The sequence below is a fragment of the Streptomyces sp. LUP47B genome (assembly GCF_001746295.1).
GTDB lineage: Bacteria > Actinomycetota > Actinomycetes > Streptomycetales > Streptomycetaceae > Streptomyces.
Window position 1 is genome coordinate 52,581 of sequence record NZ_MJAH01000029.1, and the last position, 21,748, is coordinate 74,328.

The window sequence follows — 21,748 nt, forward strand, 5'->3', positions numbered from 1 at the left end:
TCTTTCCTCCACTTGCTTCATGACCAGTACAGGAGCCGGCCCTGCCCGGTGACGCCCAGGAAGAAGGACAGGCTGATCCGGCGTCCCTCGCCCTCACTCGCCCTGACCAGGTGGTAGTTGCGGGGGTCGAAGACGATCGCGTCGCCGGCCTCGGGGCGCACGGCGGCGACCGGCTCGTCGGCGACCATGTCCTCGGCCCAGCCGTAGCCGTCGCGGAACTGCTCGTCCGCCGGGCTCCATCGGCGCCGGTAGACCCAGGTGTCGCCGCCGCCCTCGGGCATCGACAGATACCAGTTGAAGGCGAGTTGGCAGATGGGCTCTGTGTCGAGTGCCCCGGGCAGTTCGCGGACGATCTCGTCCCAGTGCATCTTCATTCCGGTGGAGATCTCCCGGATCATCCCGGCGAAGAGCGGCCGCCCCTGACAGGTCGCCGGCGTGACGGGCCCCGGCCAGGCGGACCGGAAGCGCTCGACGGCGTGGTCCAGGGGGTCGGTGCCGCCCAGCAGGGTCCTGCGGACGGCGGCCGACTCCTCGGCGTTGTGCCAGTAGTCCTGGTTCAGCTCGCGGGCGCCGTAGTAGTCGTAGGCGGCCGGGCCGAGTTTGGCCACCGGCGGATAGACGACCTCGGCGTCGTAGGCGCCCAGCGGGTGCTCGTCGAGCGCCTTCATGATCTCCGCGCACATCTCGGCGGAGCCGAAGCCCCGCACCCGCACCGCACCGAGCACGCCGGAGGCGAGCCGCTGCAGGTGGTCCGGACGGAGATCGTCGGTGACCTCCGCGTCGAACAGCGTGTAGATCGGCGAGCTGTTGCTGCTCACGTCCTCCAGCCGACGGGTATCCAATTCGGGCACGCATTCCCCCATTTCCCGCACTCAGGTTGCTGTTTCATGGATTCTTGCCAGCGGACACTAACAGCGCCGCACTTTCCGGTCACCCTTGTTAAGCAGTACATGAAACAGTACGCGACCGCATTGACGGCTCCGGTGCGGCGGAGCAGACTGCGCGAGATATAGGGAATCGAAAGACGAGCGGAGTCCGCGTGAATGACATAACCGTCTGCATTGCCACGATCCCACCGCGTCAGGAGCATCTGCGAAAGGCGCTCGCGTCGGTGACGCGGCAGACCCTGCAGCCCGCCTCGATAGTCGTCGAGTACGACCACGAGCGGACCGGCGCCGCGGCCACGAAGAACAGGGCGCTGGCCAAGGTGACGACCGCCTGGACGGCGTTCCTGGACGACGACGACGAGTTCCTTCCGCACCATCTGGAGCGGATCCGCGACTGCGCCGAGACCACGGGCGCCGACGTCGTCTACCCCATCCCGCGCGTGCCGCGGTACGAGAGCGGGCGGGACCCGATGGGGCGCTACGGGGTGCCGTTCGACGAAGAGGAACTGCGCCGTCGTTCGTACATCCAGACCACGACGTTGGTGCGCACCGACCTCTTCAAGAAGGCGGGGGGATTCCAGTTGCCCAAGGACTTCCCCGGCTGTCCGTTCGACGACTGGGGGGCCTGGCTGGCGCTGCTGGACGTGGGGGCGACGTTCGTGCACCTGCCGGAGGAGACGTTCATCTGGAACCACTGGGGCATGGGGGAACCCGGGAAGCCGGGCAACACCTCGGGCATGGCCAGCCGTTGGTGAGGGAATCCGCCGGGCAGTGACGACCGGGGGCCGTCGGACCACAGGGTCCGGCGGTCCCCGGTCGCCGTTGTTCATCGCCGGCGCGCCGCTCCCCAGGCGGCGTACTTCTCGATGACTCGCACGGCCCGCGCGGGCCCGTCGGTGCGCGCCATGCGGCCGGACAGGTCCCTCAGCGTGGCGCGCACGTCCGTGTCGGCCGCCAGGGTGGTGATCGTCTCGCGCAGTTCCGCGGCCGACGCGCTCGGCTCCACCGCGACACCGGCACCCATGGCCACCAGTTGCCGGGCGATGGTCCGCTGGTCCCAGAACGACGGCACGAGCACCGTCGGCACCCCCAGGACCAAGGCCTCCAGTGCGGAGTTCATCCCGGCATGGGTCAGGAAGACGTCGGCGTGTTCGAGGACCGCGGCCTGCGGGACGTACCGCCGAGCCGTGACGTTCTCCGGCAGTACGCCCAGGTCCGCGGGGTCGGTGTGGGAGGTGGCCAGGACGACGCACCACTCGGTCCCGTCGAACGCCTCGGCCACGGTCCTGAAGAACTCCGCCCCGCGCGTCGAGAAGGTGCCGGTGGACACATACAGCGTGGGGCCCTTCTCGATGCGCTCCCAGGGCAGCCGGTCCGGTCCATCGCGGACGGTGTACCCGCGGTCGGCGACGGCGGGGCGCAGTGGGCCGACGAAGTGGTAACGGTCGTCGAACGAGCCGTGCTCGGGCTGCAGGTCGGGAACACTGTTGACCAGGACGAGCCCGCAGCGGGCCGCGGGGTCGCGCACCGCGGGATGGCGGCGCAGCAGCCGGGAGCGGCGCAGCAGCCGCACCGTCCGGGGGGCCAGCCGTCGGGCCAGGTCCGCCAGGATCACCTCCTCGTTGAGGGCGTACGTCGCGTACAGCGTGGCGTTGCGGGCCCCGGTCGCCCGTGCCGCGTCCGCGCCCCAGGAGGCCATCGCGTCGGACACCACCAGGTGCGGATCCACCCTGCCGATCTCCTCGGCCAGCCGGACGGCCAGCCGGGCTCGTTCGTCCGCGGTGCGCCGGCGGGCGTGACGCGCGGCCCGTGCCGAGGCGACCGGGCCGCTTCGGGCGGGCGGCTCGGACATGCCCGCCCGCGGTTCGATCCGAACCTCGGTGACCTCGCAGCCGACCTCCACGAACGCCTCGGCGAAGGGCGGTCCGATCGCCACCGTGACCTCGTGACCACGGTTTCTCAGTTCTGCGGCGAGTGCCGTCATGGGAAACACATGCCCATGCAGCGGATAGGGCACGAGAAGTATTCTGTTCATCTCATGCGGCTCCTTTCCACCCGTCGGCGAAGAATTCCAGGATGCTTTCGTTGACCGTTTCCGGGCATTCGAGATAGCCGTAGTGGCCGGCCCTTCTGATCACGTGGAAGCTTGCTCCGGGAATGACGTCGGCGAGTTCCCTGCCGTGTTGCGGCGGAGTCATCAGATCGTCCGCGAAGGAGATGACGTGACAGGGCACGCGTATTCCGGAATAGGCGGCGAGCCGGTCCGGCATCGGCTCCAGCGCCATCTGGGCGCGGACTCCGGGTGCGTGGTCGAGGTGCCCATGGGCGATTTCGAAGAGGTCGAGCCAGTCGATCGCGGCCTGTTCGTCGCTCAGGGTGTGCGGAGAGAGCGAGTGCATGGCCTGGACCACCGCCCGGTAGCGGGGCGGAAGCTCGACACCGGAGTCGTACAGCGCGATCTCGGCCCGGGCCAGTGCGGCACGCAGGGCGTCGCTGCGGCCCCGGCTGGCCATCAGGATCGCCGCGCGCACCAGCTCGGGGCGTTGCAGGGCGAGTTCCTGGACGACCCAGGCGCCCATCGAGGTGCCGACGAGTCGGACGGGGCCGAGGCCGAGGTGCTCGATCAGCCCGGCGGTGTCCGCGACCAGGTCGCCGATGGAGAACCCCTCGGCGCATTCGTCGGTCGGGGGGATCCCCCGGTTGTCGAACGTGATCACGCGGTATCCGGCCGCCTTCAGGGCGGGCACCTGGTGCGTGTGCCAGATCCGGCCACTGCCCGCGCTTCCCATCACCATCACCACCGGCTCGCCGGAGCCGATGTCGTTGTAGTGCAGCCGAATCCCGTTCACCGCAGCCACCGGCATGTCGGCCTCCTTCCTCTCAGATGTGCCGTGTCCATGGACGTTCCTGTTCACCGGCCGCCGGTCAGCACCTCCGTCCGCAGGCCCGGCGCGGCGGCGATCTGCGCGGCGGTGAACCGGTCGGTGACCCACCGCCCCGCCGAGAACAGCCGTGTCTGGTCGGCGTAGTGGGGCGAGCGGGGGTTGGCGGACTGCCCGTAGGTGAGCAGGGTGGCCGCCCGTGGGCCGTGCCCGCCGGGGAAGGCCACGACCTGGATGAAGCTGGAGCCGTGGGTCACTTCGGTGTTTCCGGCCCTGGGGTCCCACACAGGGGTGATCACGTCGAGGACGCCGAGGATGTGCGGCGCCCCGTGGATGGGGATGCGTTCACCGTCGCGCGTGACGTACTGGTAGGCGCCGAGCCGCCCGTCGAGAGGGATACCGGCGGCCCGCAGCTCGGCGGCTGCGTCCCCGAACGCCCGCTGGACCTCGGCCCGTTCGTAGGTCAGTCCCCTCGGGGTGCCCACGGGGTCGGCCGGGTCGAACGGGGTGCGCCAGGGCCCGCCGGGCACCGAGGCCAGCCGGGCGACGAAGCGCGCGAAGAGCAGCGAGCCTCTGCTGTCCGCGCCGTAGGTGCCGTCCCAGGCGGCCAGCGCCGTGCAGCCGTCGGTCACGTCGACCGGTCCCCCGGCCGACGGGGCCCGCCCGTCGGGGAAGGCACGGCACATCCGGACGGAGTCCTGCCCGATGAGCGCGGCGACCTGGCTGTGGTCGCTGAACAGCGTCTGCTGCATGGTGCGCAGCGAGAAACCCGTGCCGGACAGGGCGTCCGTGCCGGCCAGTCTCCGCTCGGTCGCCGTGATGGCCTCCCGGGTCCGGGCGGATCGCGGGGTGCCCGTGTCCCCGACCACGCGCGGGTAACCGGTCAGCGGAGAGAGGGGGTTGGCGAGCCAGGGGCTGTCGTTGGCGTTGGCGACGTAGTCGTCACGGGTCTGGGTCGGCAGTGCCGAGGGGCCGAGGATGCCGGGCTGCACAGCTCCCGGGTCGCTGCCCCAGGCGCACTCGCTGCGGGAGCCGTCGAGGATGGGGATGCCGGCGGCCGGGAAGACCTGTCGGCCCAGCGGGGTGCTGCACCGCTGCGCGAGGTCGTCGGTGACGTGCGGGACGACCTGCAGATCGGCGTAAAGCGCACGTCCGCGGCGGTCCGTGGCCACGGTGTTGATCCAGGGCAGCCCCTGGGTGCGGGTGAGAGCGCCGCGCACGCCGTCGGTGTCCTTCGCGCGGTCCAGGCCCAACCAACTGTTGAGCAGCCGCAGGTTCCCGGTGTTGGGATCGTCGAGCGAGTAGGCAGTCGTTCCCCAGGGCAGCGGCACTCCGGGACCGGCGTTGACGACGGGCCCGTAACGGGTGGACCACAGGGTCCGTTCCACGGTTCCGGTCGTGCCGTCGTCCCCGCGCACCCGGACGGAGACCTCTTCCGAGCGCATGCGCTCGGCCTTGCCGTCGACGAGGTAACTGGTCGGATCGCCGGGTACGACGGCGACTTCATGGAGTCCGAACGTGGCGGCGGTGGCCACCGTGTGGCTCCAGGCGACGTTCTCGTTGTGGCCTATGGCGACGACGGGCAGGCCGAGCAGGGAGGCACCGGAGACGTTCAGCTTGCCGGGGATGGTGAGCTGGCTCTGCCAGAAGCGGCGGGCGCCCTGCCAGGGGTAGTGGGGATTGCCCAACAGCACACTGCCGCCGTCGGTCGATCCGCTCTCCCCTACGCCGATCGCGTTGCTGCCGAGGCCCTGGTCCTGCCGGGTCGCCCGCAGCTCACTGATCATGCGGGCGGCGGACGGGCTCCCGGTGGTGCCGAGGATCGCGGCCGATCCCGTGGGGGGCTGCGCGCCGACGATTCCGTCGATGGCGCTGCCGCTGCCGGAGACGGTGGCGATCGCGTGCACATGACGGTAGACGTCGAGTTCGGTGATGGGCCGTACCCAGTCGGCGCCCCGGCAGGCAGGGTCGGTGATGCCGTCCGGGCCCGTCTCGCGCAGATAGCGGTTGTAGCCGGCGACGTAACCGCGGACGAGCTGGGCGACCTCGGGCTCGGGGCCGGTGGGCGGCGCGCTGCGGGCGAGCCGCCGCACCACTCCGCTCTCCTCGACGCCGCGGAAGTAGAGGTCGCTGGTGAGGCTGTCGGAGGCCGCGCCCAGAGCGGGGTTGGCGGCGGAGTCGGCACCGAGGTAGAACGAGCGTTCGCCCCGTACCGTCATGTAGGTGTCGGCGAGCAGACAGATGTTGTCCTTGGCGGCCGCAAAGCCGTAGCCCAGTCCCAGTCCGCGGTAGTCGGACGCCTGGATGTGCGGAATGCCGTACTCGGTGTAGCGGATGACCACGTCCGAGGAGCGGGTGCCCTGGTCGGCCGAGGCGGGCAGGGTGCCGGGCACGGCCGCGGCGGCAAGGGCGAGCAGGCCGACGACCGCCGTGCGGACCCGGGCCGCCAGGGGTGTTCTCGGGTAAGCCATGGGCTGGGGAAACCTCTCTGGTCACGCCGTGCGGTGCCGCACGGCGGCCGCGGCCGCCCGCCGTTCCCGGCGGGCGGCACCCGGTGACTGCTGTGGTGATCCCGTGTCAGGCCGCACCCTCCATCGCCGCTATCAGGCTCTTGGGGCGCATGTCGGTCCAGTTCTCGTTGATGTGGTCCAGCGCGGACTGGCGGTCGGTCTCGGCCAGTTCGACGCTCCAGCCGTTCGGCACCTCGGCGAACGCGGGCCACAGGGAGTACTGGCCCTCGTCGTTGACGAGAACGAGGTAGGTGCCGTCGTTGTCCTCGAACGGGTTGCTGCTCATCGTGGATGTCCTCCTGCTTCGGTTACTGCTTCGGTTACTGGTCGGGTGCCGTACGGCGGTGCTGCGGGCGGTGGAGCCACCGCCCGGTTTCACAGGGCGCCACGCAGCGCCTTTCCGATGGCGGCGAGCGCCTCGGGGTCGGAGAGCATCGCGCCGTGGGTGGCGTCGATGTCGTGGTGGTGGACGGTCCCGGCGGTCAGCGGCCGCCAGGCGTCGACGGTCATGGAGCCGCGGACCTCCTCGTCGAGCACCGCCCCGGGGGTCTCGCGCAGGGCGCCGAAGAACGTCAGGTCGCCGCTGAAGACGGCCGGTTCGAAGGTGCCCATCAGGCGGTCGTTGGCCGCGTACACCCGCATCACGCCCTTGAGGCCACGCTCGCCCAAAGCCGCCAGGGGGTGGTTCACGCGCTCCAGATGGCGGGCGTACCGTGCCACGAGACCGTCGATGTCGTCCCGCAGCTCGTCGGGGTGGAAGGCGAAGCCGGGCAGCAGGGAGCCGGCGAGCAGCTCGTGCTCGGAGACGTCCGGTGCCGCCAGGCCCGCCACCGGCGGGTAGGCGTCGACGACGGCCAGCAGGCCGACCTCCTCGCCGAGGCGCTCCAGGCGGGTGGCGACGGCGTGCGCGGCGAGCCCGCCGAAGGACCAGCCGAGCAGCCGGTACGGACCCGAGGGCTGTACCTCGCGGATGGTCGCCACGTAGTCGTCGGCCAGTTCGGCGATCGAGGAAGGCAGCGCGTCCGGGTCGCTCAGCCCGCGGGCCTGCAGTCCGTACAGCGGCTGGTCCGGGTCCAGGTGGCTGAGCAGTCCCGCGTAGCTCCAGCTTGTGCCGGAGCCAGGGTGGATGCAGAAGAGGGGCGGTCGGCTGCCCCTTGGCCGCAGCGGCAGCAGGGGCGTGAACGGGTCTCTGGTGACGTCGGAGGCGATCTCCCGGGCCAGCCCGGCCACCGTGGGTTCCTCGAAGACACTGCGCACCGACAGGTCGACGCCGAAGGTGGCGCGGATCCGCTTCACGAGCTGGGTGGCGAGGAAGGAATGCCCGCCGAGCTGGAAGAAGTCGTCGTCCACGGCGACGCCGGCCAGCCCCAGCAACTCGGCGAAGAGCCCGCTGAGGATCTGCTCCTCGGGGGTGCGCGGCCCCTGGTCCTCGCCGCGGTCGGCGTCGGGATCGGGCAGCGCCCGCCGGTCGAGCTTCCCGTTGGGGGTGAGCGGCAACTCCGCCAGCGGGACGAAGGACGCCGGCACCATGTAGTCGGGCAGGCTCCGGCCCAGGTGGGTGCGGAGTTCGGCGGGGTCCGCCGGGGCCGCGCCCGCCGGAACCACGTACGCCACCAGGCGCCGGCCCGGCCCGTCCGTGCGGGCCACCACGGCTGCGCGAGCCACCGACGGGTGCCGGCTCAGCACCGCCTCGATCTCGCCGGGTTCCACGCGGAAGCCGCGGATCTTGACTTGCTGGTCGGCGCGGCCGGCGTACTCGAGCCGGCCGTCCCGGTTCCAGCGGACCATGTCACCGGTGCGGTACATCCGCTCCCCGGGGGCACCGAACGGGCACGCCACGAACCGCTCGGCGCTCGCCCCTGGCCGTCCCAGGTAGCCGCGGGCCAGTCCGGCTCCGGCGATGTACAGCTCACCGGTGACACCCGGAGCGACCGGGCGCAAGGCCGCGTCGAGCACGTACGTCCGGGCGTTGGCGACAGGACCGCCGATGTCCGGGGCGGCGGCCCACTCGGCGGGGTCGGCGGGCAGCACCCGGCCCGTCATCACATGGGTCTCGGACGGGCCGTACTGGTTGTGCAGCCGCCGTCCGGGGCGGGCGAAGAAGGTGCGCATCGTGTCGTTCGGGACGAGAGCCTCTCCCGACTGCACGACGTCGCACAGCGCGGGCAGTTCGAGCCCGAGGTCGTCGGCAGCCCGGCAGACGGCGTCGACCACCAGGTTGGGGGCGAACAGTTCCTGTACCGCGTGGCGGTCGAGCCAGGTGACGAGCTGCTCGGCGTTCCTGCGGGTCTCCTCGGGGCATGCGACGAGCGTCTTGCCGTACAGCAGGGCCGAGCACATCTCCTGTACGGATCCGTCGAAGCTGATCGGCGCGTACTGGGCGGTGATCTTGCCCTCCGTGCGCGGCACGACGGGATCCTGCCAGGTGACCAGGTTGAGGATGCCCGCGGCACGCATCTGCACGGGCTTGGGCCGGCCGGTGGAGCCGGAGGTGTAGATGACGTACAGAGGGTGGTCGGGCAGCAGGGGTACGGGCCGTTCGTGCGCGGCGATGTCGGCCCCGGCACGCGAGGCGATCCGGCGGGCGACGACCGGGTCGTCGGTGATCAGAGTGGTCCGGCCCCGGTGCCGTTCGGGCAGCGCGGCGGCGACGGCGGTGTTGGTGACGACGACGTTCGGTGCGGAGTCGTCGAGCATGTACACGATGCGCTCGGCCGGGTAGGCCGGATCGACCGGTACGTAGGTGGCCCCCGCCTTGAACACCGCCCAGACGGCGGTGATCAGTTCCAGGGAGCGGGGCAGCGCCACCGCCACCCGGTCCTCGGGGCCGATCCGGCGGGCCATGAGGTCACGGGCCAGCCGGTTGGCCGCGACGTTGAGTTCGGCGTAGCTCAGCCGCCTGTCGCCATCGACCACGGCCGTCCGGTCGGGCGTACGAGCCGCCTGCTCCTCGAAGAGCCGCGGCAGGCTGCGCCAGGCCACGGGGCTGTGGGTGGCGTTCCACCCCTCCAGTACCTGCTGCCGTTCCCGCGGCCGCAACACGTCGAGCTGCCCTATCTTGCGCGTGGGGTCGGCGGTCACGGCTTCGAGGATCCGCAGCAGCCGGTCGGCCATGCCCCGCACGGTCTCCTCGTCGAACAGATCGGCGCTGTAGCCGACCGAGGCGGTGAGCAGCCTCGTGCCGTCCGAGCCGCGGAACTGTTCGGCGAAGGAGAAGACGAGGTCGAACTTGGCGGCGTCGATGCCCACGGAGCGGCGGGACGCGGCCAGCCCCGGCAGGGGGACACCGGCCGCCGCGGACGCCTGGTCGTTGTTGTCGTAGGACAGCTGCACTTGATACAGCGGGTGGCGAGCCAGTGACCGGCTCGGGTTGAGCACCTCCACGAGCCGGTCGAAGGGCACGTCCTGGTGGGCGTAGGCGGCGAGGTCGGTCTCCCGCACCCGGGCCAGGAGCGCGGCGAAGGCCGGGTCGCCCGAGGTGTCGGTGCGCAGCACCAGCGAGTTGACGAAGAAGCCGACCAGTTCACCGAGCGTGTCGTCGGTGCGCCCGGCGATCGGGGTGCCGATGGGGATGTCGTGGCCGGCGCCGAGGTGGCCGAGGAGGACGGCGAGCGCCGCCTGGATCACCATGAAGGGGGTGGTCCTGGTGTCGCGGGCGAGCCGTTCCAGGCCTGTGTGCAGGGCGGCCGGGACCTCGAACTCGACGGTGCCTCCGCGGTGGGTGGACACGGTGGGGCGCAGCCGGTCCGCGGGCAACGCGAGTTCCTCCGGAAGATCGGCCAAGGTGCCTGTCCAGTAGGCGAGTTGCCGGTACATCGGCGAGTCCGGGTCGTCCTCGGTGCCGAGGGCTTCGCGCTGCCAGAGCGTGTAGTCGGCATACTGCACGGGCAGCGGGGCCCACCGCGGAACACCGCCGGTGGCACGCGCGGCGTAGGCGGACGTGAGGTCCCGGACCAGCAGCGGCATGGACCAGCCGTCGCCGGCGATGTGATGCATCAGCAGGAGCAGGACGCGTTCGTCGTCCCCGCACTCGAACAGCCAGGCCCGCCAGGGCACTTCGGAGTCGAGGTCGAAACGGTGCCTGGCGGCGGCCGCGACGCGGGCGTCGAGGCCGGCTTCGGTGACCGCCTCGACCATCAGCTCGGGCCGGGCCGTGTCCCCGTCGAGGACACGCTGGTACGGGCCCTCGGCGTCCTCCGCGAAGACGGTGCGCAAGGCCTCGTGGCGCCCGGCCACATCGGCCAGCGCCGCCCGCAGCGCATCCGGGTCGAACGGCCCGGACAGGTGGAGTGCGGCCGGAATGTTGTACGTCGGGTTGGCGCCCTCCACCTTGTTGAGGAACCACAGTCGCTGCTGGGCGTAGGACAGCGGCACGCGGCTCGGGCTCGGATCGACGCGGCGCACGCCGGGACGCGCCGAGCGCGCCGCGTGGTCGAGGTGGACCGACAGAGCGGCGACGGTGGGCGCCTCGAACAGATCGCGGACGGACAGCTCCACGCCCAGCGCGGTACGGATACGGCCGGCGAGCCGGGTGGCGAGCAGGGAGTGCCCGCCCAGTTCGAAGAAATCGTCGTCGATGCCCGGCCGTTCGACGCCGAGTACCTCGGCGAACAGACCGCAGAGGATCTCCTCACGGGGATCGCGTGGGGCACGGCTGCCCGCGCCCGCCTCGTAGACCGGGGCGGGCAGGGCGCGCCGGTCGAGCTTGCCGTTGGCGGTCAGCGGCAGCGCGTCCAGGCTCACGAACGCGGCCGGCACCATGTACTCCGGCAGCTCCGAGGCCGCGTGCTCCCGCAGCCCGGCCGCGTCGGCGGGCGTCTCGGACGGCACCGTGTAGGCCACGATCCGCTGGTCCCCGGCACGGTCCTCCCGCACCGTCACCGCGCACTGGGCCACCCCCGAGTGCGCGGCGAGCACCGCCTCGATCTCTCCCAGCTCGATCCGGAAACCGCGTACCTTCACCTGGTCGTCGGCGCGGCCCAGATACTCCAGCACGCCGTGTTCGTTCCAGCGGGCCAGGTCACCGGTGCGATAGACACGACTGCCGACCGGGCCGTACGGGTCGGCCACGAACCGCTCCGAGGTCAGCCCCGGCCGGCCCAGATACCCCCGGGCCAGCCCCGCACCCGCCACGTACAACTCACCCGTCACACCCACCGGCACGGGCCGCAGGAAACCGTCCAGCACCCGCACTCGCAGATCCGGAATACCGGTGCCCACCAGACCGGGCGGCTGCCCCGCCACCCGGGCCGCGTCCAGCGCGTGATGCGTGACATGCACCGTCGTCTCGGTGATCCCGTACATGTTCACCAGCACCGGAGCGTCATCCGGGTGGCGCGCGAACCACTCCCGCAGCCGCCCCGCCTCCAGGGCCTCGCCACCGAACACCACGTATCGCAACGCCAACTCGCGTCCCGTTTCCGGGTTTTCCCGGTCGGCCTGCATCAATTGGTAGAAGGCGGAGGGGGTCTGGTTCAGGACCGTCACCCGCTCATCGGCGAGCAGCCGAAGGAACCGGTCCGGAGCGCGGCTGACGTCGTAGGGGACCACCACCAGCCGGCCGCCGTGCAGCAGCGCACCCCACAACTCCCACACCGAGAAGTCGAACCCGTACGAGTGGAACAGGGTCCACACGTCGTCGGGCCCGAAGTCGAACCAGTGTCGGGTCTGCGAGAAGAGACGCACCACGTTCTGGTGCGGAATCACCACACCCTTCGGGCGCCCCGTCGACCCCGAGGTGTAGATGGCGTACGCCGGATGCTCGGGCCGCAGTCCGGTCGGCGCCTTGGCCACCGGAGCGGCGGTGTCCGTCACCACCGACGGCAGCCGGTCCACCACCCAGGCCGGCCGGGCGTCCGAAAGCATGAACGCCACCCGGTCCTCCGGATGGTCCGGATCGATCGGCACATACGCGGCGCCCGACTTCAGCACCCCCAGCACGGCCACCACGAGGTCGAGTCCCCGCGGCAGCGCCAGCGCCACGAACGACTCCGGGCCCGCGCCCCGCTCCACGAGCCAGTGCGCCAACCGGCCCGCCCGCGCGTCCAGCTCCGCGTACGACAGGCTCTCGTCCCCGCACACCACGGCCACGGCGTCCGGATCCCGTCGTACGCGCTCCTCGAACAGGCCCGCCAACGTGGCGGTCTCGGCCACGGGCTCCTCCCCCGCTCCCCATTCCAGCAGCCGCTGGCGCTCGCCGGGCAGGAGGAGCTCGAGTCTGCCGACCGGTACGTCGGTGATGTCGGGGATGGCCGCGAGGACCTGGACGACCCGGTCGAGGACCGCCTGGGCGGCGTCGGTTCCGAAGGCGTCGGGGCGGTGGTCGAGGCGGAGTGAGAGAGTCTCTCCGGGACCGGCGATCAGTGCCAGCGGATAGTGCGTGGCGTCGTGTCCGGCGACCCGGGTCACGCGCAGCCCGCTACCGCTGCCCGGCGTACTGCCGCCGCTCTGGCCGCCGGAGGGGTAGTTCTCGAAGACCACGAGGGTGTCGAAGAGCTGTTTGCGCCCGTCGAGGCCGGACTCCGCCTGGATCTCGGCAAGGCCGATGTGGTGATGGGCCATCATGCGGGTCTGCTCGTCCTGCAGGCGTCGCAGGTAGTCCGCCACCGGCTCTGCGGCACGCAACACGACCCGCAGGGGCACGGTGTTGATGAAGAGGCCCACCATGCCCTCGATGCCGTCGACCTCGGAGGGCCGGCCGGAGACGGTGATGCCGGTGGTGACGTCGGCTCGGCCGGTGATGCCGGCCAGCACGAGCGCCCAGGCTCCCTGCACCAGGGTGTTGAGGGTGATGCCCCGCTCCCGGCCCCACGCGGTGAGCGCGGCCGTCTGCTCGGCGGACAGTTCGGTGTGAAGCTGGCCCGGGGTGACGGGTATGTCGCCGATCCCCGGTGCGACGAGGGTCGGGCCGTCCGTCCCGGCGAGCACCTCGCGCCAGGCGGCCTGTGCGACGGCGCGGTCCTGGCCGGCCAGCCAGGAGAGGTACGCGCGGAACGGGCGGACCGCGGGCAGCCCCCTGGCCACGCCCTTGCCGGCGTAGAGCGCCAGGAGTTCCCGCCAGACGATCGGCAACGACCAGCCGTCCAACAGAATGTGATGGAACGTCAGAACGAAGCGGTGGCTGGACTCGCCCTGCCGCACCAGGGTGCAGCGCAGCAGCGGCGGCTCGGCCAGGTCGAAACGGCGGCCGCGCTCCTGCTCCACCACGCGGTCGGCGGCAGCGGCCCGCTCAGCCGCGGGTGTCTCGGTCAGGTCGACGTCCTGCCAGGGCAGGGTGACCTGACGCGGCACGATCTGCGCGCTGCGGCTGAGTCCTTCGTAACGGAAGCCGGCGCGCAGATTGCCGTGCCGGGCGAGCAGTCCGCTCGCCGCGGCGCGCAGCGCGTCCCGGTCCAGGGGACCCTCCAGGTCCACCACGAGCTGGGCAGCGTAGACGTCCGGCGCGGTCGCGTCGTAGACGCTGTGGAAGAGCATTCCTTCCTGAAGCGGGGACAGGGGCAGGATGTCCTCCAGGCCCGACTGGCTCATTTCGTCATCCTCCACTCGGCTTCCAACAGGTCGATCTCGTTCTGGTTCAGCTCCGACAGCGCCACGTCCGACGGGGTGTGGCCGCCCGTCTCGGGGCGTTCGGCGTGGTCGGCGAGCGCGCCCAGGGCCCGGATCCAGGCGTCGGCGAGGGCACGTATCTCCGCCCCGTCGAACAGGCCGCTGGGCCACACCCAGTGCGCCTGGAGCTCTGGGCCCTCGGTCCGGTCCCGGGTGGCGACGGCGATCTCCAGTTCGTGCGGCATGCGCATGGCCGCGTCCTGGCCGCCGATGCCCATGAGGTCGCCGCGGACGGCCCAGTCGCCCGCGGTTCCGGCGCCGGCGCCGCCCCCGGAACCGCGGGACTCCGACTCTCCACCGCGTCCGAGGTAGTTGAAGCCGATCTGCGGTCGCGGCAGCGCCGCCAGTTCGGGTCCGGTGCGGGGGTTGAGGTGGCGCAGGGCGCCGAAGCCCATCCCGTGGTCCGGTGCCGACCTACGGCGTTCCTTGATCTGCCGGAGCACCTCGCCGGCCGCGGGGCCGCCGGCCATCGCCTCGGTCAGGTCGTAGCTCCCGGCGTCGAGGAGGACCGGGGCCATGGCCGCGAACCAGCCCATGGTGCGGGACACGTCCGTACCGGCGATGACCTCCTCCTCACGGCCGTGCGACTCGACATCCACCAGGACGCCCGTGCCGCTGCCGTGGCGCCGTTCGGCGAGGGCCAGCGTCAGGGCGGCGAGCAGCACGTCGTCGACGCTCGCGTAGAACGCGTCGGGGACGCTGGTGAGCACCGCGCGGGTGACATCGGCCGGGACGGTGACCGCGACCACCTGCGCGTTCTCGTTGGTCTCGGCGTCCCAGTCCCGTCCGCTCCGCTCCAGCAGGGGCTCCGCCCTCTTCAGCAGCTCGGTCCAGTAAGGGAGTTCGGCCTCGCGCTCGGGAGTCAGGGCCCAGTTCGTGAGCCGGTGCGCCCACTGGCCGAAGGTGGTGCCCACCGGTTGCAGCCGCGGCACACGTTGCTCGGTGACGTCCTGCCATGCCTCGGCGAATCCCGGCAGCAGAATCGTCCAGGACACCGGGTCGACGGCGAGGTGATGGGCGTCCACGAGGACGAAGCCGGGCTGGTCGGGGCCGCGGTCGAACCAGACCACCTGGAGCATCAGGCCGCGCTCCGGGCTGAGCCGTTCGCGCGCCGCCCTGGTGTGGTCGGCCATCGCGTGCAGTCCGGCCCGGTCCTCCAGGCCCCGCAGGTCCACCCGCCGTACACAGTCCTCGGCCCGCACCGCCCCGGGCTCCTGGACCTCCATGTGCCAGCCGGCGCCCGCCGCGGGGCCGTCGTCCGGCGTGTCCGGCTCCTTCGTCACCCGCAGGCGCAGGGCGTCGTGGTGGTCGAGCAGCGCCTGAATGACCGCCCGCAGCCGTTCCTCGTCGCATCCGGCGGGTGCCTGCAGCATCCGCCACTGGTTCAGCCGGGCGAAGGGGCCGCCGAGTTCCGCGAAGTGATGCATGATCGGCGTCAGCGGCATGGCGCCGGTGCCCAGGGCCTCCCCCTGTTGCTCCTGCTCCTGGTCGGCCGTCTCGGCGGCGATGCCGGCGAGCGCGGCCACGGTGCGGTGTTCGAAGACGTCCTTCGCGGAGACGACCAGGCCCGCCCTGCGGGCGCGGCTCGCCAGTTGGATGGACATGATGCTGTCGCCGCCCAGGGCGAAGAAGTCGTCGTCGATGCCGACCCGTTCGAGCCCCAGGACCTCGCGGTAGAGGGAGCACAGCGCCGTCTCCCGCTCGTCGCGCGGTTCCCGAGCGGTCGTCGCGGCTTCGAAGTCCGGGGCGGGCAGTGCCTTGCGGTCGATCTTCCCGTTGGGCGTCAGGGGGAAGGCGTCGAGCGGGACCAGAGCCGCGGGGACCATGTAGTCGGGCAGACTCGCGGCCAGATGCCGACGCAGCTCCTCAGGGGCGCTGTGCCCTTGCGTTGTGCCCGGCGTCGCGTAGGCCACCAGGCGGCGGCTGCCGTGTGCGTCGATGTCGACCAGGACCAGGCACTGGGACACGGCGGGGTGGCCGGCGAGAACCGCCTCGATCTCACCGAGTTCCACCCGGAAACCGCGGATCTTCACCTGTTCGTCGGCCCGGCCGACGAACTCGAGGTTGCCCGCGGCGTTACGGCGCACCAGGTCGCCGGTGCGGTACATGCGGGCTCCGGGACCGCCGAACGGGTCGGCGACGAACCGCTGGGCGGTCAGCACCGGCCGGCGCAGATAGCCGCGGCCGATTCCGTCTCCCGCGAGGTACGCCTCGCCGACCACCCCCGCGGGCACCGGGTTGAACCCGCTGTCGAGGATGTAGAGACGGTCGTTGGGGATGGGCCGGCCGGCGTCGGGGGCCGTGTCTCCGCGCAGCGGGTCGCTCATGGTGGTGAGCACGGTGGACTCGGTGGCGCCGTAGACGTTGACGACGCGCACTCCGGCGCCCGCCCACCGGGCCGCGAGCTCGGCGGAGAACGACTCGCCGCCCATCAGTACCCCGCGCAGGCTGGGCGTGGCGTCCGGGTGGAGGGTGCTGAGCAGGGTCGGAGGGATCGTCACGTGCGTGATCCCGTCCCGGCGGATCAGTTCGGCCAGTTCGTCGCCGCCGGGGTGACCGTCGACCGGACCGAGTACCAGGGTGGTTCCGGTGAGCAGGGCCATCACGAAGTCACCGATAGCGGCGTCGAAGTTGGGCGAGACCAGCTGGAGCAGACGGCTGTCGGCGTCCAGGCCGAACTTCTCGGCGTGGCCGACCGCCAGGCTCGCGAGGCCGGTGTGCGGCACCATCACGCCCTTGGGGCGGCCGGTGGAGCCCGAGGTGTAGATCGCGTAGGCGAGCTGTGTCGGGTGCGACGGAGCGTTCCGGTCCTGATCAGTGGGATCGGTGACCGGCTCCTGGAGCAGGGCGTGCGCGGTCGCCGGGTCGTCGACGACCAGTCGGGGGGCGTCGGTGTGCGGCAGCCGCCCGGCCAGTGCGCAGGTGGTCACCAGCAGGTCCGGCCTGGCGTCGGTCAGCATGAACTCCAGGCGGTCGGCGGGGTAGTTGGGGTCGATGGGCAGATAGGCGGCGCCCGCCTTGAGGAGGCCGAGCAGGGCCACCACCAGGTCCGCGGTGCGCGGCAGGGCGACGGCGACGAACTGCTCGGGCCGCACGCCGAGCGCGATGAGCCGGTGCGCGAAGCGGTTGGCCCGCTCGTTCAACCGGGCGTACGTCAGCGCGGTGTCGCCGTCCACCACGGCCGGGTGGTCGGGGGTGCGTGCCACTTGGGCTTCGAAGAGCTCGGCCCAAGTGCCCTGCGGCAGTTCGCACGCGGTGTCGTTCCACTCCTCGATCAGCCGGTGCCGCTCCCGCGGGTCCAGGACGTCGATGCGGTCCAGCGGCTGGTCGGGGTCGGCCAGCACCGCGGCGAGCAGCCGCTGGAACCGCTCGGTGACCGACCGGGCCGTCTCGGCGTCGAAGAGATCGGCGCTGTACTCCAGGAGGGCGGACAGCCCTGCCGGGTCCCCGTTCTCGTCACGCTGTTCCCCGAAGCCGAAGAGCAGGTCGAACGCGGCAGCTCCGGTTCCCACCGGCTGGGAGGCCGCGGTGAGTTTGGCGAACGCGGCCGGTTCGCCGTCCGGGGCACGGCCGGCGCCCGCGACCGACAGCATCACCTGGAAGAGCGGGTGACGGGTGAGGGACCGTTGCGGACTGACGGCGTCCACGAGGCGTTCGAAGGGGATGTCCTGGTGGGCGTAGGCCGCCAGGTCCGTCTCCCGCACCCGCTCCACCAGTTCGGCGAAGGTCGGCCGCCCGGAGAGATCAGTGCGCAGGACCAGCGTGTTGACGAAGAAGCCGACGAGATCGTCGAGGGCGTCGTCGGTGCGGCCGGCGATCGGGGTGCCGACCGGGATGTCGGTACCGGCTCCGAGCCGGGAGAGCAGGGCGGTGACCGCGGCGTGCAGCACCATGAACGTGCTGACGCGATGCCGCCGTGCGAAGGCCGTCAGCCTTTCGGCGGTCTCCTGCGGGACGGTGAACTCGACGGTCCCGCCCCGGTAGGAGGCGACGGCCGGACGCGGACGGTCGGCCGGCAGCTCCAGCTCCTCGGGGAGGTCCCGCAACTGCTCCATCCAGTAGCCGAGTTGACGCGACACGGCACTCTCCGGGTCGCTCTCCGAGCCGAGGAACTCGCGCTGCCACAGGGTGTAGTCCGCGTACTGCACCGGCAGCGGCGCCCACTCGGGCGCGCCCCCCTCGCACCGGGCCGCGTACGCGACGCTCAGATCACGCGAGAGCACCGGCACCGACCAGCCGTCGGCCGTGATGTGATGCATCAACAGCAACAGCACATGTTCCCGGTCGCCGAGACGGAACAGCGAGGCACGCAACGGGAGTTGCTCCGACAGGTCGAAGCCGCCCCGTGCCTCGCTCTCCAGACGGCCCGTCAGCTCCTNGCCCGCCGCTCCCGCGCGACCGCGGACAGCCTTTCGGCGGTCTCCTGCGGGACGGTGAACTCGACGGTCCCGCCCCGGTAGGAGGCGACGGCCGGACGCGGACGGTCGGCCGGCAGCTCCAGCTCCTCGGGGAGGTCCCGCAACTGCTCCATCCAGTAGCCGAGTTGACGCGACACGGCACTCTCCGGGTCGCTCTCCGAGCCGAGGAACTCGCGCTGCCACAGGGTGTAGTCCGCGTACTGCACCGGCAGCGGCGCCCACTCGGGCGCGCCCCCCTCGCACCGGGCCGCGTACGCGACGCTCAGATCACGCGAGAGCACCGGCACCGACCAGCCGTCGGCCGTGATGTGATGCATCACCAGCAACAGCACATGTTCCCGGTCGCCGAGACGGAACAGCGAGGCACGCAACGGGAGTTGCTCCGACAGGTCGAAGCCGCCCCGTGCCTCGCTCTCCAGACGGCCCGTCAGCTCCTCCTCGGACACCGCCTCCACCGCCAGGTCCACACCGACGGCATCGCGCACCACCTGATACGGACCGTCCTCGTCCTCCGCGAACACCGTCCGCAGCACCTCGTGCCGCCCCACCACATCCGTCAGCGCGGCCCCCAGCGCCGCCACGTCCARCTCCCCCGAAAGCCGCAGCGCGAACGGCAGGTTGTACGCGTCACCCGCTCCCTCGACGCGGTTGGTGAACCACAGTCGGCGCTNTGTTCCCGGTCGCCGAGACGGAACAGCGAGGCACGCAACGGGAGTTGCTCCGACAGGTCGAAGCCGCCCCGTGCCTCGCTCTCCAGACGGCCCGTCAGCTCCTCCTCGGACACCGCCTCCACCGCCAGGTCCACACCGACGGCATCGCGCACCACCTGATACGGACCGTCCTCGTCCTCCGCGAACACCGTCCGCAGCACCTCGTGCCGCCCCACCACATCCGTCAGCGCGGCCCCCAGCGCCGCCACGTCCAACTCCCCCGAAAGCCGCAGCGCGAACGGCAGGTTGTACGCGTCACCCGCTCCCTCGACGCGGTTGGTGAACCACAGTCGGCGCTGCCCGTACGACAGGGGCAGTTTCTCCGGACGGGAGACGGCGGGCGTCACCCGAGTGCGTCCGTCGACGGCCTGGTCGAGGGCGGTGGCGATGCCGGCGACGGTCGGGGCGTCGAAGAGCCCCCGCACCGACAACTCGCACCCGAACGTGGAACGCACCCGACTGACCAGGCGGGTGGCGAGCAGGGAGTGCCCGCCCAGCTCGAAGAAGTCGTCATCGATCCCGACCCGCCCGACCCCGAGCACCTCCGCGAACAGACCGCACAGGATCTCCTCCCGCGCATCACGAGCAGCACGCGAGACCACGCCCGACTCATAGGAAGGAACCGGCAACGCCGCACGATCCAGCTTCCCGTTCGGCGTCAACGGCACCCGAAGGCTCCAGCAGACCGTCAGCCACCACATACGCAACCAACCGCCGATCCCCCGGCCGGTCCTCCCGCACCACCACCACACCCTGCGCGACCGCCTCATGCGCCGCCAGCACCGCCTCGACCTCACCCAGCTCGACACGGAAACCCCGCACCTTCACCTGATCGTCGACCCGGCCCACAAACTCCAACACCCCACCGGCAGACCACCGCACCACATCACCCGTGCGATACATCCGCTCACCCGCACCCCCGAACGGATCGGGCACGAAACGCTCGGCCGTGAGCCCGGGTCGCCCCAGGTATCCGCGGGCCAACCCCACACCCGCGACGTACAACTCACCCGCCACACCCACCGGAACCGGCCGCAACGCACCATCCAGCACGAACACCCGCGTGTTCGCGATCGGCCGCCCGATGTACGGGGTATCCCCGTGCGCGAGGGGCTCGCTCATGGTCGCCGTGACGGTCGCCTCGGTCGGGCCGTACGCGTCGATCACGCGGCGGCCGCCCTCGGTCCAGCGCTGCGCCAGTTCCTTGGTGAAGGCCTCCCCGCCGGTGACGACCGAGCGGACGGTGGGCACCTGGTCCGCCGGAACCGTGGCGAGTACGGGCGGCGGGAGCATCAGGTGGGTGATGCCGCCGGCCGTGATCAGCTCGCCCAGTTCCTCGCCCGTCGGGCGTTCCCCGAGGGGGACGAGTACGAGGGTGGCTCCGGAGAGCAGGGTCTGCGCCATGTCCGCGACCGCCGCGTCGAAGTTCGGCGAGAGGACCTGCAGGGCTCTGCTTCCGCTGTCGAGTCCGGCGCGGCGGATGTGCTCCGCCATCACGGAGGCCACACCGGTGTGCGGGACGACCACGCCCTTGGGGCGGCCGGTGGAGCCCGAGGTGTAGATGACGTAGGCCGGGTGGTCGACACCGAGCGGCGCCGTGCGCTCTTCGTCGGTCGGGTTCGTGTCGGCGGCAACGGCCAGGGCGGTGATGGTTTCGGCGGCGTCCAGGAGCAGCGTCCGGTCCGGACCGGATGAGCCGGACCGCCCGGCAATAGCAGTCGCCGTGGTCTGCTGCGTGAGGACGAGAGCGGGGCGCGCGTCGTCGAGCATGTAGGCGATGCGGTCGGCCGGGTAGGACGGGTCGAGCGGCAGATAGGCGGCGCCCGCCTTGAGGATCGCGAGCATGGCCACGATCCACTGCTCCGACCGCTCCGCCCCGAGGGCCACCAGGCTCTCCGGGCCGATGCCCAGGCCGATCAGATGGTGGGCCAGTCGGTTGGCGCGGCTGTTCAGCTCCTGGTAGGAGAGCCGTATGTCGCCGGATTCGACCGCGATGGCCCGTGGGGTGCGCGCGGCCTGCTCCTCGAACAGGGCCGGCAGGGTGCGCGACGGGGTGTCGTCGTCGGTGTCGTTCCACTCGACGAGCAGCCGGTTGCGTTCACCGGGGTCCAGTACGTCGAGTTCGCCGATCGGCCGCAGCGGTGCTGCCGCGACGGCGTCGAGCAGCCTCGTGAACCGGTGGACCAGCGACTCGGCTGTCGTACGGTCGAACAGATCAGCGCTGTATTCCAGCGCTCCGAGAAGACCGCCCGGCGTCGGCGCGCGGTGCAGGTCCTGCAGATGGAAACCGAGGTCGACCTTGGCCGTGGCGTCCCCGACCGGGACTCCGGCCGCCGTGAGGCCGGTCAGACGCAGAGCGTCGGGGTCCCGGCCCCGGTCGCCGAGGCCCATGGCGAGCGTCACCTGGAAAAGCGGGTGCCGGGCGGCGGACCGTTGCGGGTTGACCGCCTCCACGAGGCGTTCGAAGGGGACGTCCTGGTGGGCGTAGGCCGCCAGATCCGTCTCCCGCACCCGCTCCACCAGCTCGGCGAAGCTCGGGTCACCGGAGGTGTCCGTCCGCAGCACCAGCGTGTTGACGAAGAAGCCGACCAGATCGTCCAGGGCCTCGTCCGTACGACCGGCGATCGGCGTGCCCACCGGAACATCCGTCCCCGCACCCAACCGCGTCAACAACACCGCCAACGCCGCCTGCACCACCATGAACACACTCGCCCGCCGCTCCCGCGCGACCGCGGA

Annotated in this window: 9 protein-coding genes and 2 pseudogenes; 1 reads left to right on the forward strand and 10 read right to left on the reverse strand. The window is 71.5% G+C overall.

The window, feature by feature from the left end; all coding sequences use genetic code 11:
* Positions 1 to 17 precede the first annotated feature (17 nt).
* Positions 18 to 851, reverse strand: a complete 834-nt coding sequence (locus tag BFN33_RS46575) for a proline hydroxylase (RefSeq protein WP_141758075.1) — start codon at positions 849 to 851, stop codon at positions 18 to 20.
* A gap of 260 nt (positions 852 to 1,111) precedes the next feature.
* On the opposite strand from BFN33_RS46575, the gene BFN33_RS46580 reads away from it, so the two are divergent.
* Positions 1,112 to 1,642 carry a glycosyltransferase gene (locus tag BFN33_RS46580; RefSeq protein ID WP_069766289.1) on the forward strand — a complete coding sequence of 177 codons (531 nt, stop codon included), beginning with the start codon at positions 1,112 to 1,114 and terminating at the stop codon, positions 1,640 to 1,642.
* Between the two features lie 71 nt (positions 1,643 to 1,713).
* Here the strand turns inward: BFN33_RS46580 and BFN33_RS46585 are convergent, their stop codons facing one another.
* From BFN33_RS46585 to BFN33_RS46625, 9 genes and pseudogenes are all read right to left on the reverse strand, one after another.
* A complete protein-coding gene (locus tag BFN33_RS46585) occupies positions 1,714 to 2,922 on the reverse strand; it encodes a nucleotide disphospho-sugar-binding domain-containing protein (protein ID WP_069766290.1) in 1,209 nt (402 codons plus the stop codon).
* Between the two features lies 1 nt (position 2,923).
* Positions 2,924 to 3,751, reverse strand: coding sequence for an alpha/beta fold hydrolase (locus BFN33_RS46590; protein ID WP_069766291.1), 828 nt, complete (start codon positions 3,749 to 3,751; stop codon positions 2,924 to 2,926).
* A gap of 47 nt (positions 3,752 to 3,798) precedes the next feature.
* Positions 3,799 to 6,240 (reverse strand): penicillin acylase family protein, encoded by a 2,442-nt coding sequence (locus tag BFN33_RS46595; RefSeq protein WP_069766292.1) that lies wholly within the window; start codon positions 6,238 to 6,240, stop codon positions 3,799 to 3,801.
* A 106-nt stretch (positions 6,241 to 6,346) separates the two neighbouring features.
* The gene (locus BFN33_RS46600; RefSeq protein ID WP_069766293.1) at positions 6,347 to 6,565 is read right to left on the reverse strand and encodes an MbtH family protein; all 219 of its coding nucleotides are present in this window, start codon (positions 6,563 to 6,565) and stop codon (positions 6,347 to 6,349) included.
* 89 nt (positions 6,566 to 6,654) lie between these two features.
* The gene (locus tag BFN33_RS46605) at positions 6,655 to 13,806 is read right to left on the reverse strand and encodes a non-ribosomal peptide synthetase (protein ID WP_069766294.1); all 7,152 of its coding nucleotides are present in this window, start codon (positions 13,804 to 13,806) and stop codon (positions 6,655 to 6,657) included.
* Positions 13,803 to 18,143 (reverse strand): amino acid adenylation domain-containing protein, encoded by a 4,341-nt coding sequence (locus tag BFN33_RS55740; RefSeq protein ID WP_370743388.1) that lies wholly within the window; start codon positions 18,141 to 18,143, stop codon positions 13,803 to 13,805. The genes BFN33_RS46605 and BFN33_RS55740 overlap by 4 nt, the downstream gene beginning before the upstream one ends.
* Before the next feature lie 120 nt (positions 18,144 to 18,263).
* A pseudogene (locus tag BFN33_RS55745) lies at positions 18,264 to 18,972 on the reverse strand (condensation domain-containing protein); the annotation flags it as partial.
* 1 nt (position 18,973) lies between these two features.
* A pseudogene (locus tag BFN33_RS55750) lies at positions 18,974 to 19,713 on the reverse strand (condensation domain-containing protein); the annotation flags it as partial.
* Positions 19,622 to 21,712 (reverse strand): amino acid adenylation domain-containing protein, encoded by a 2,091-nt coding sequence (locus BFN33_RS46625; protein ID WP_141758076.1) that lies wholly within the window; start codon positions 21,710 to 21,712, stop codon positions 19,622 to 19,624. The gene BFN33_RS46625 and the pseudogene BFN33_RS55750, both read right to left, overlap by 92 nt.
* Positions 21,713 to 21,748 lie beyond the last annotated feature (36 nt).

What these genes read in the sequence shown, in the direction of transcription:
- BFN33_RS46585 (WP_069766290.1), bottom strand. Translation starts at nt 2,922, where the DNA reads ATGAACAGAATACTTCTCGTGCCCTATCCGCTGCATGGGCATGTGTTT.
- BFN33_RS46590 (WP_069766291.1), bottom strand. Translation starts at nt 3,751, where the DNA reads ATGCCGGTGGCTGCGGTGAACGGGATTCGGCTGCACTACAACGACATC.
- BFN33_RS46595 (WP_069766292.1), bottom strand. Translation starts at nt 6,240, where the DNA reads ATGGCTTACCCGAGAACACCCCTGGCGGCCCGGGTCCGCACGGCGGTC.
- BFN33_RS46600 (WP_069766293.1), bottom strand. Translation starts at nt 6,565, where the DNA reads ATGAGCAGCAACCCGTTCGAGGACAACGACGGCACCTACCTCGTTCTC.
- BFN33_RS46605 (WP_069766294.1), bottom strand. Translation starts at nt 13,806, where the DNA reads ATGAGCCAGTCGGGCCTGGAGGACATCCTGCCCCTGTCCCCGCTTCAG.
- BFN33_RS55740 (WP_370743388.1), bottom strand. Translation starts at nt 18,143, where the DNA reads ATGCATCACATCACGGCCGACGGCTGGTCGGTGCCGGTGCTCTCGCGT.
- BFN33_RS46625 (WP_141758076.1), bottom strand. Translation starts at nt 21,712, where the DNA reads ATGGTGGTGCAGGCGGCGTTGGCGGTGTTGTTGACGCGGTTGGGTGCG.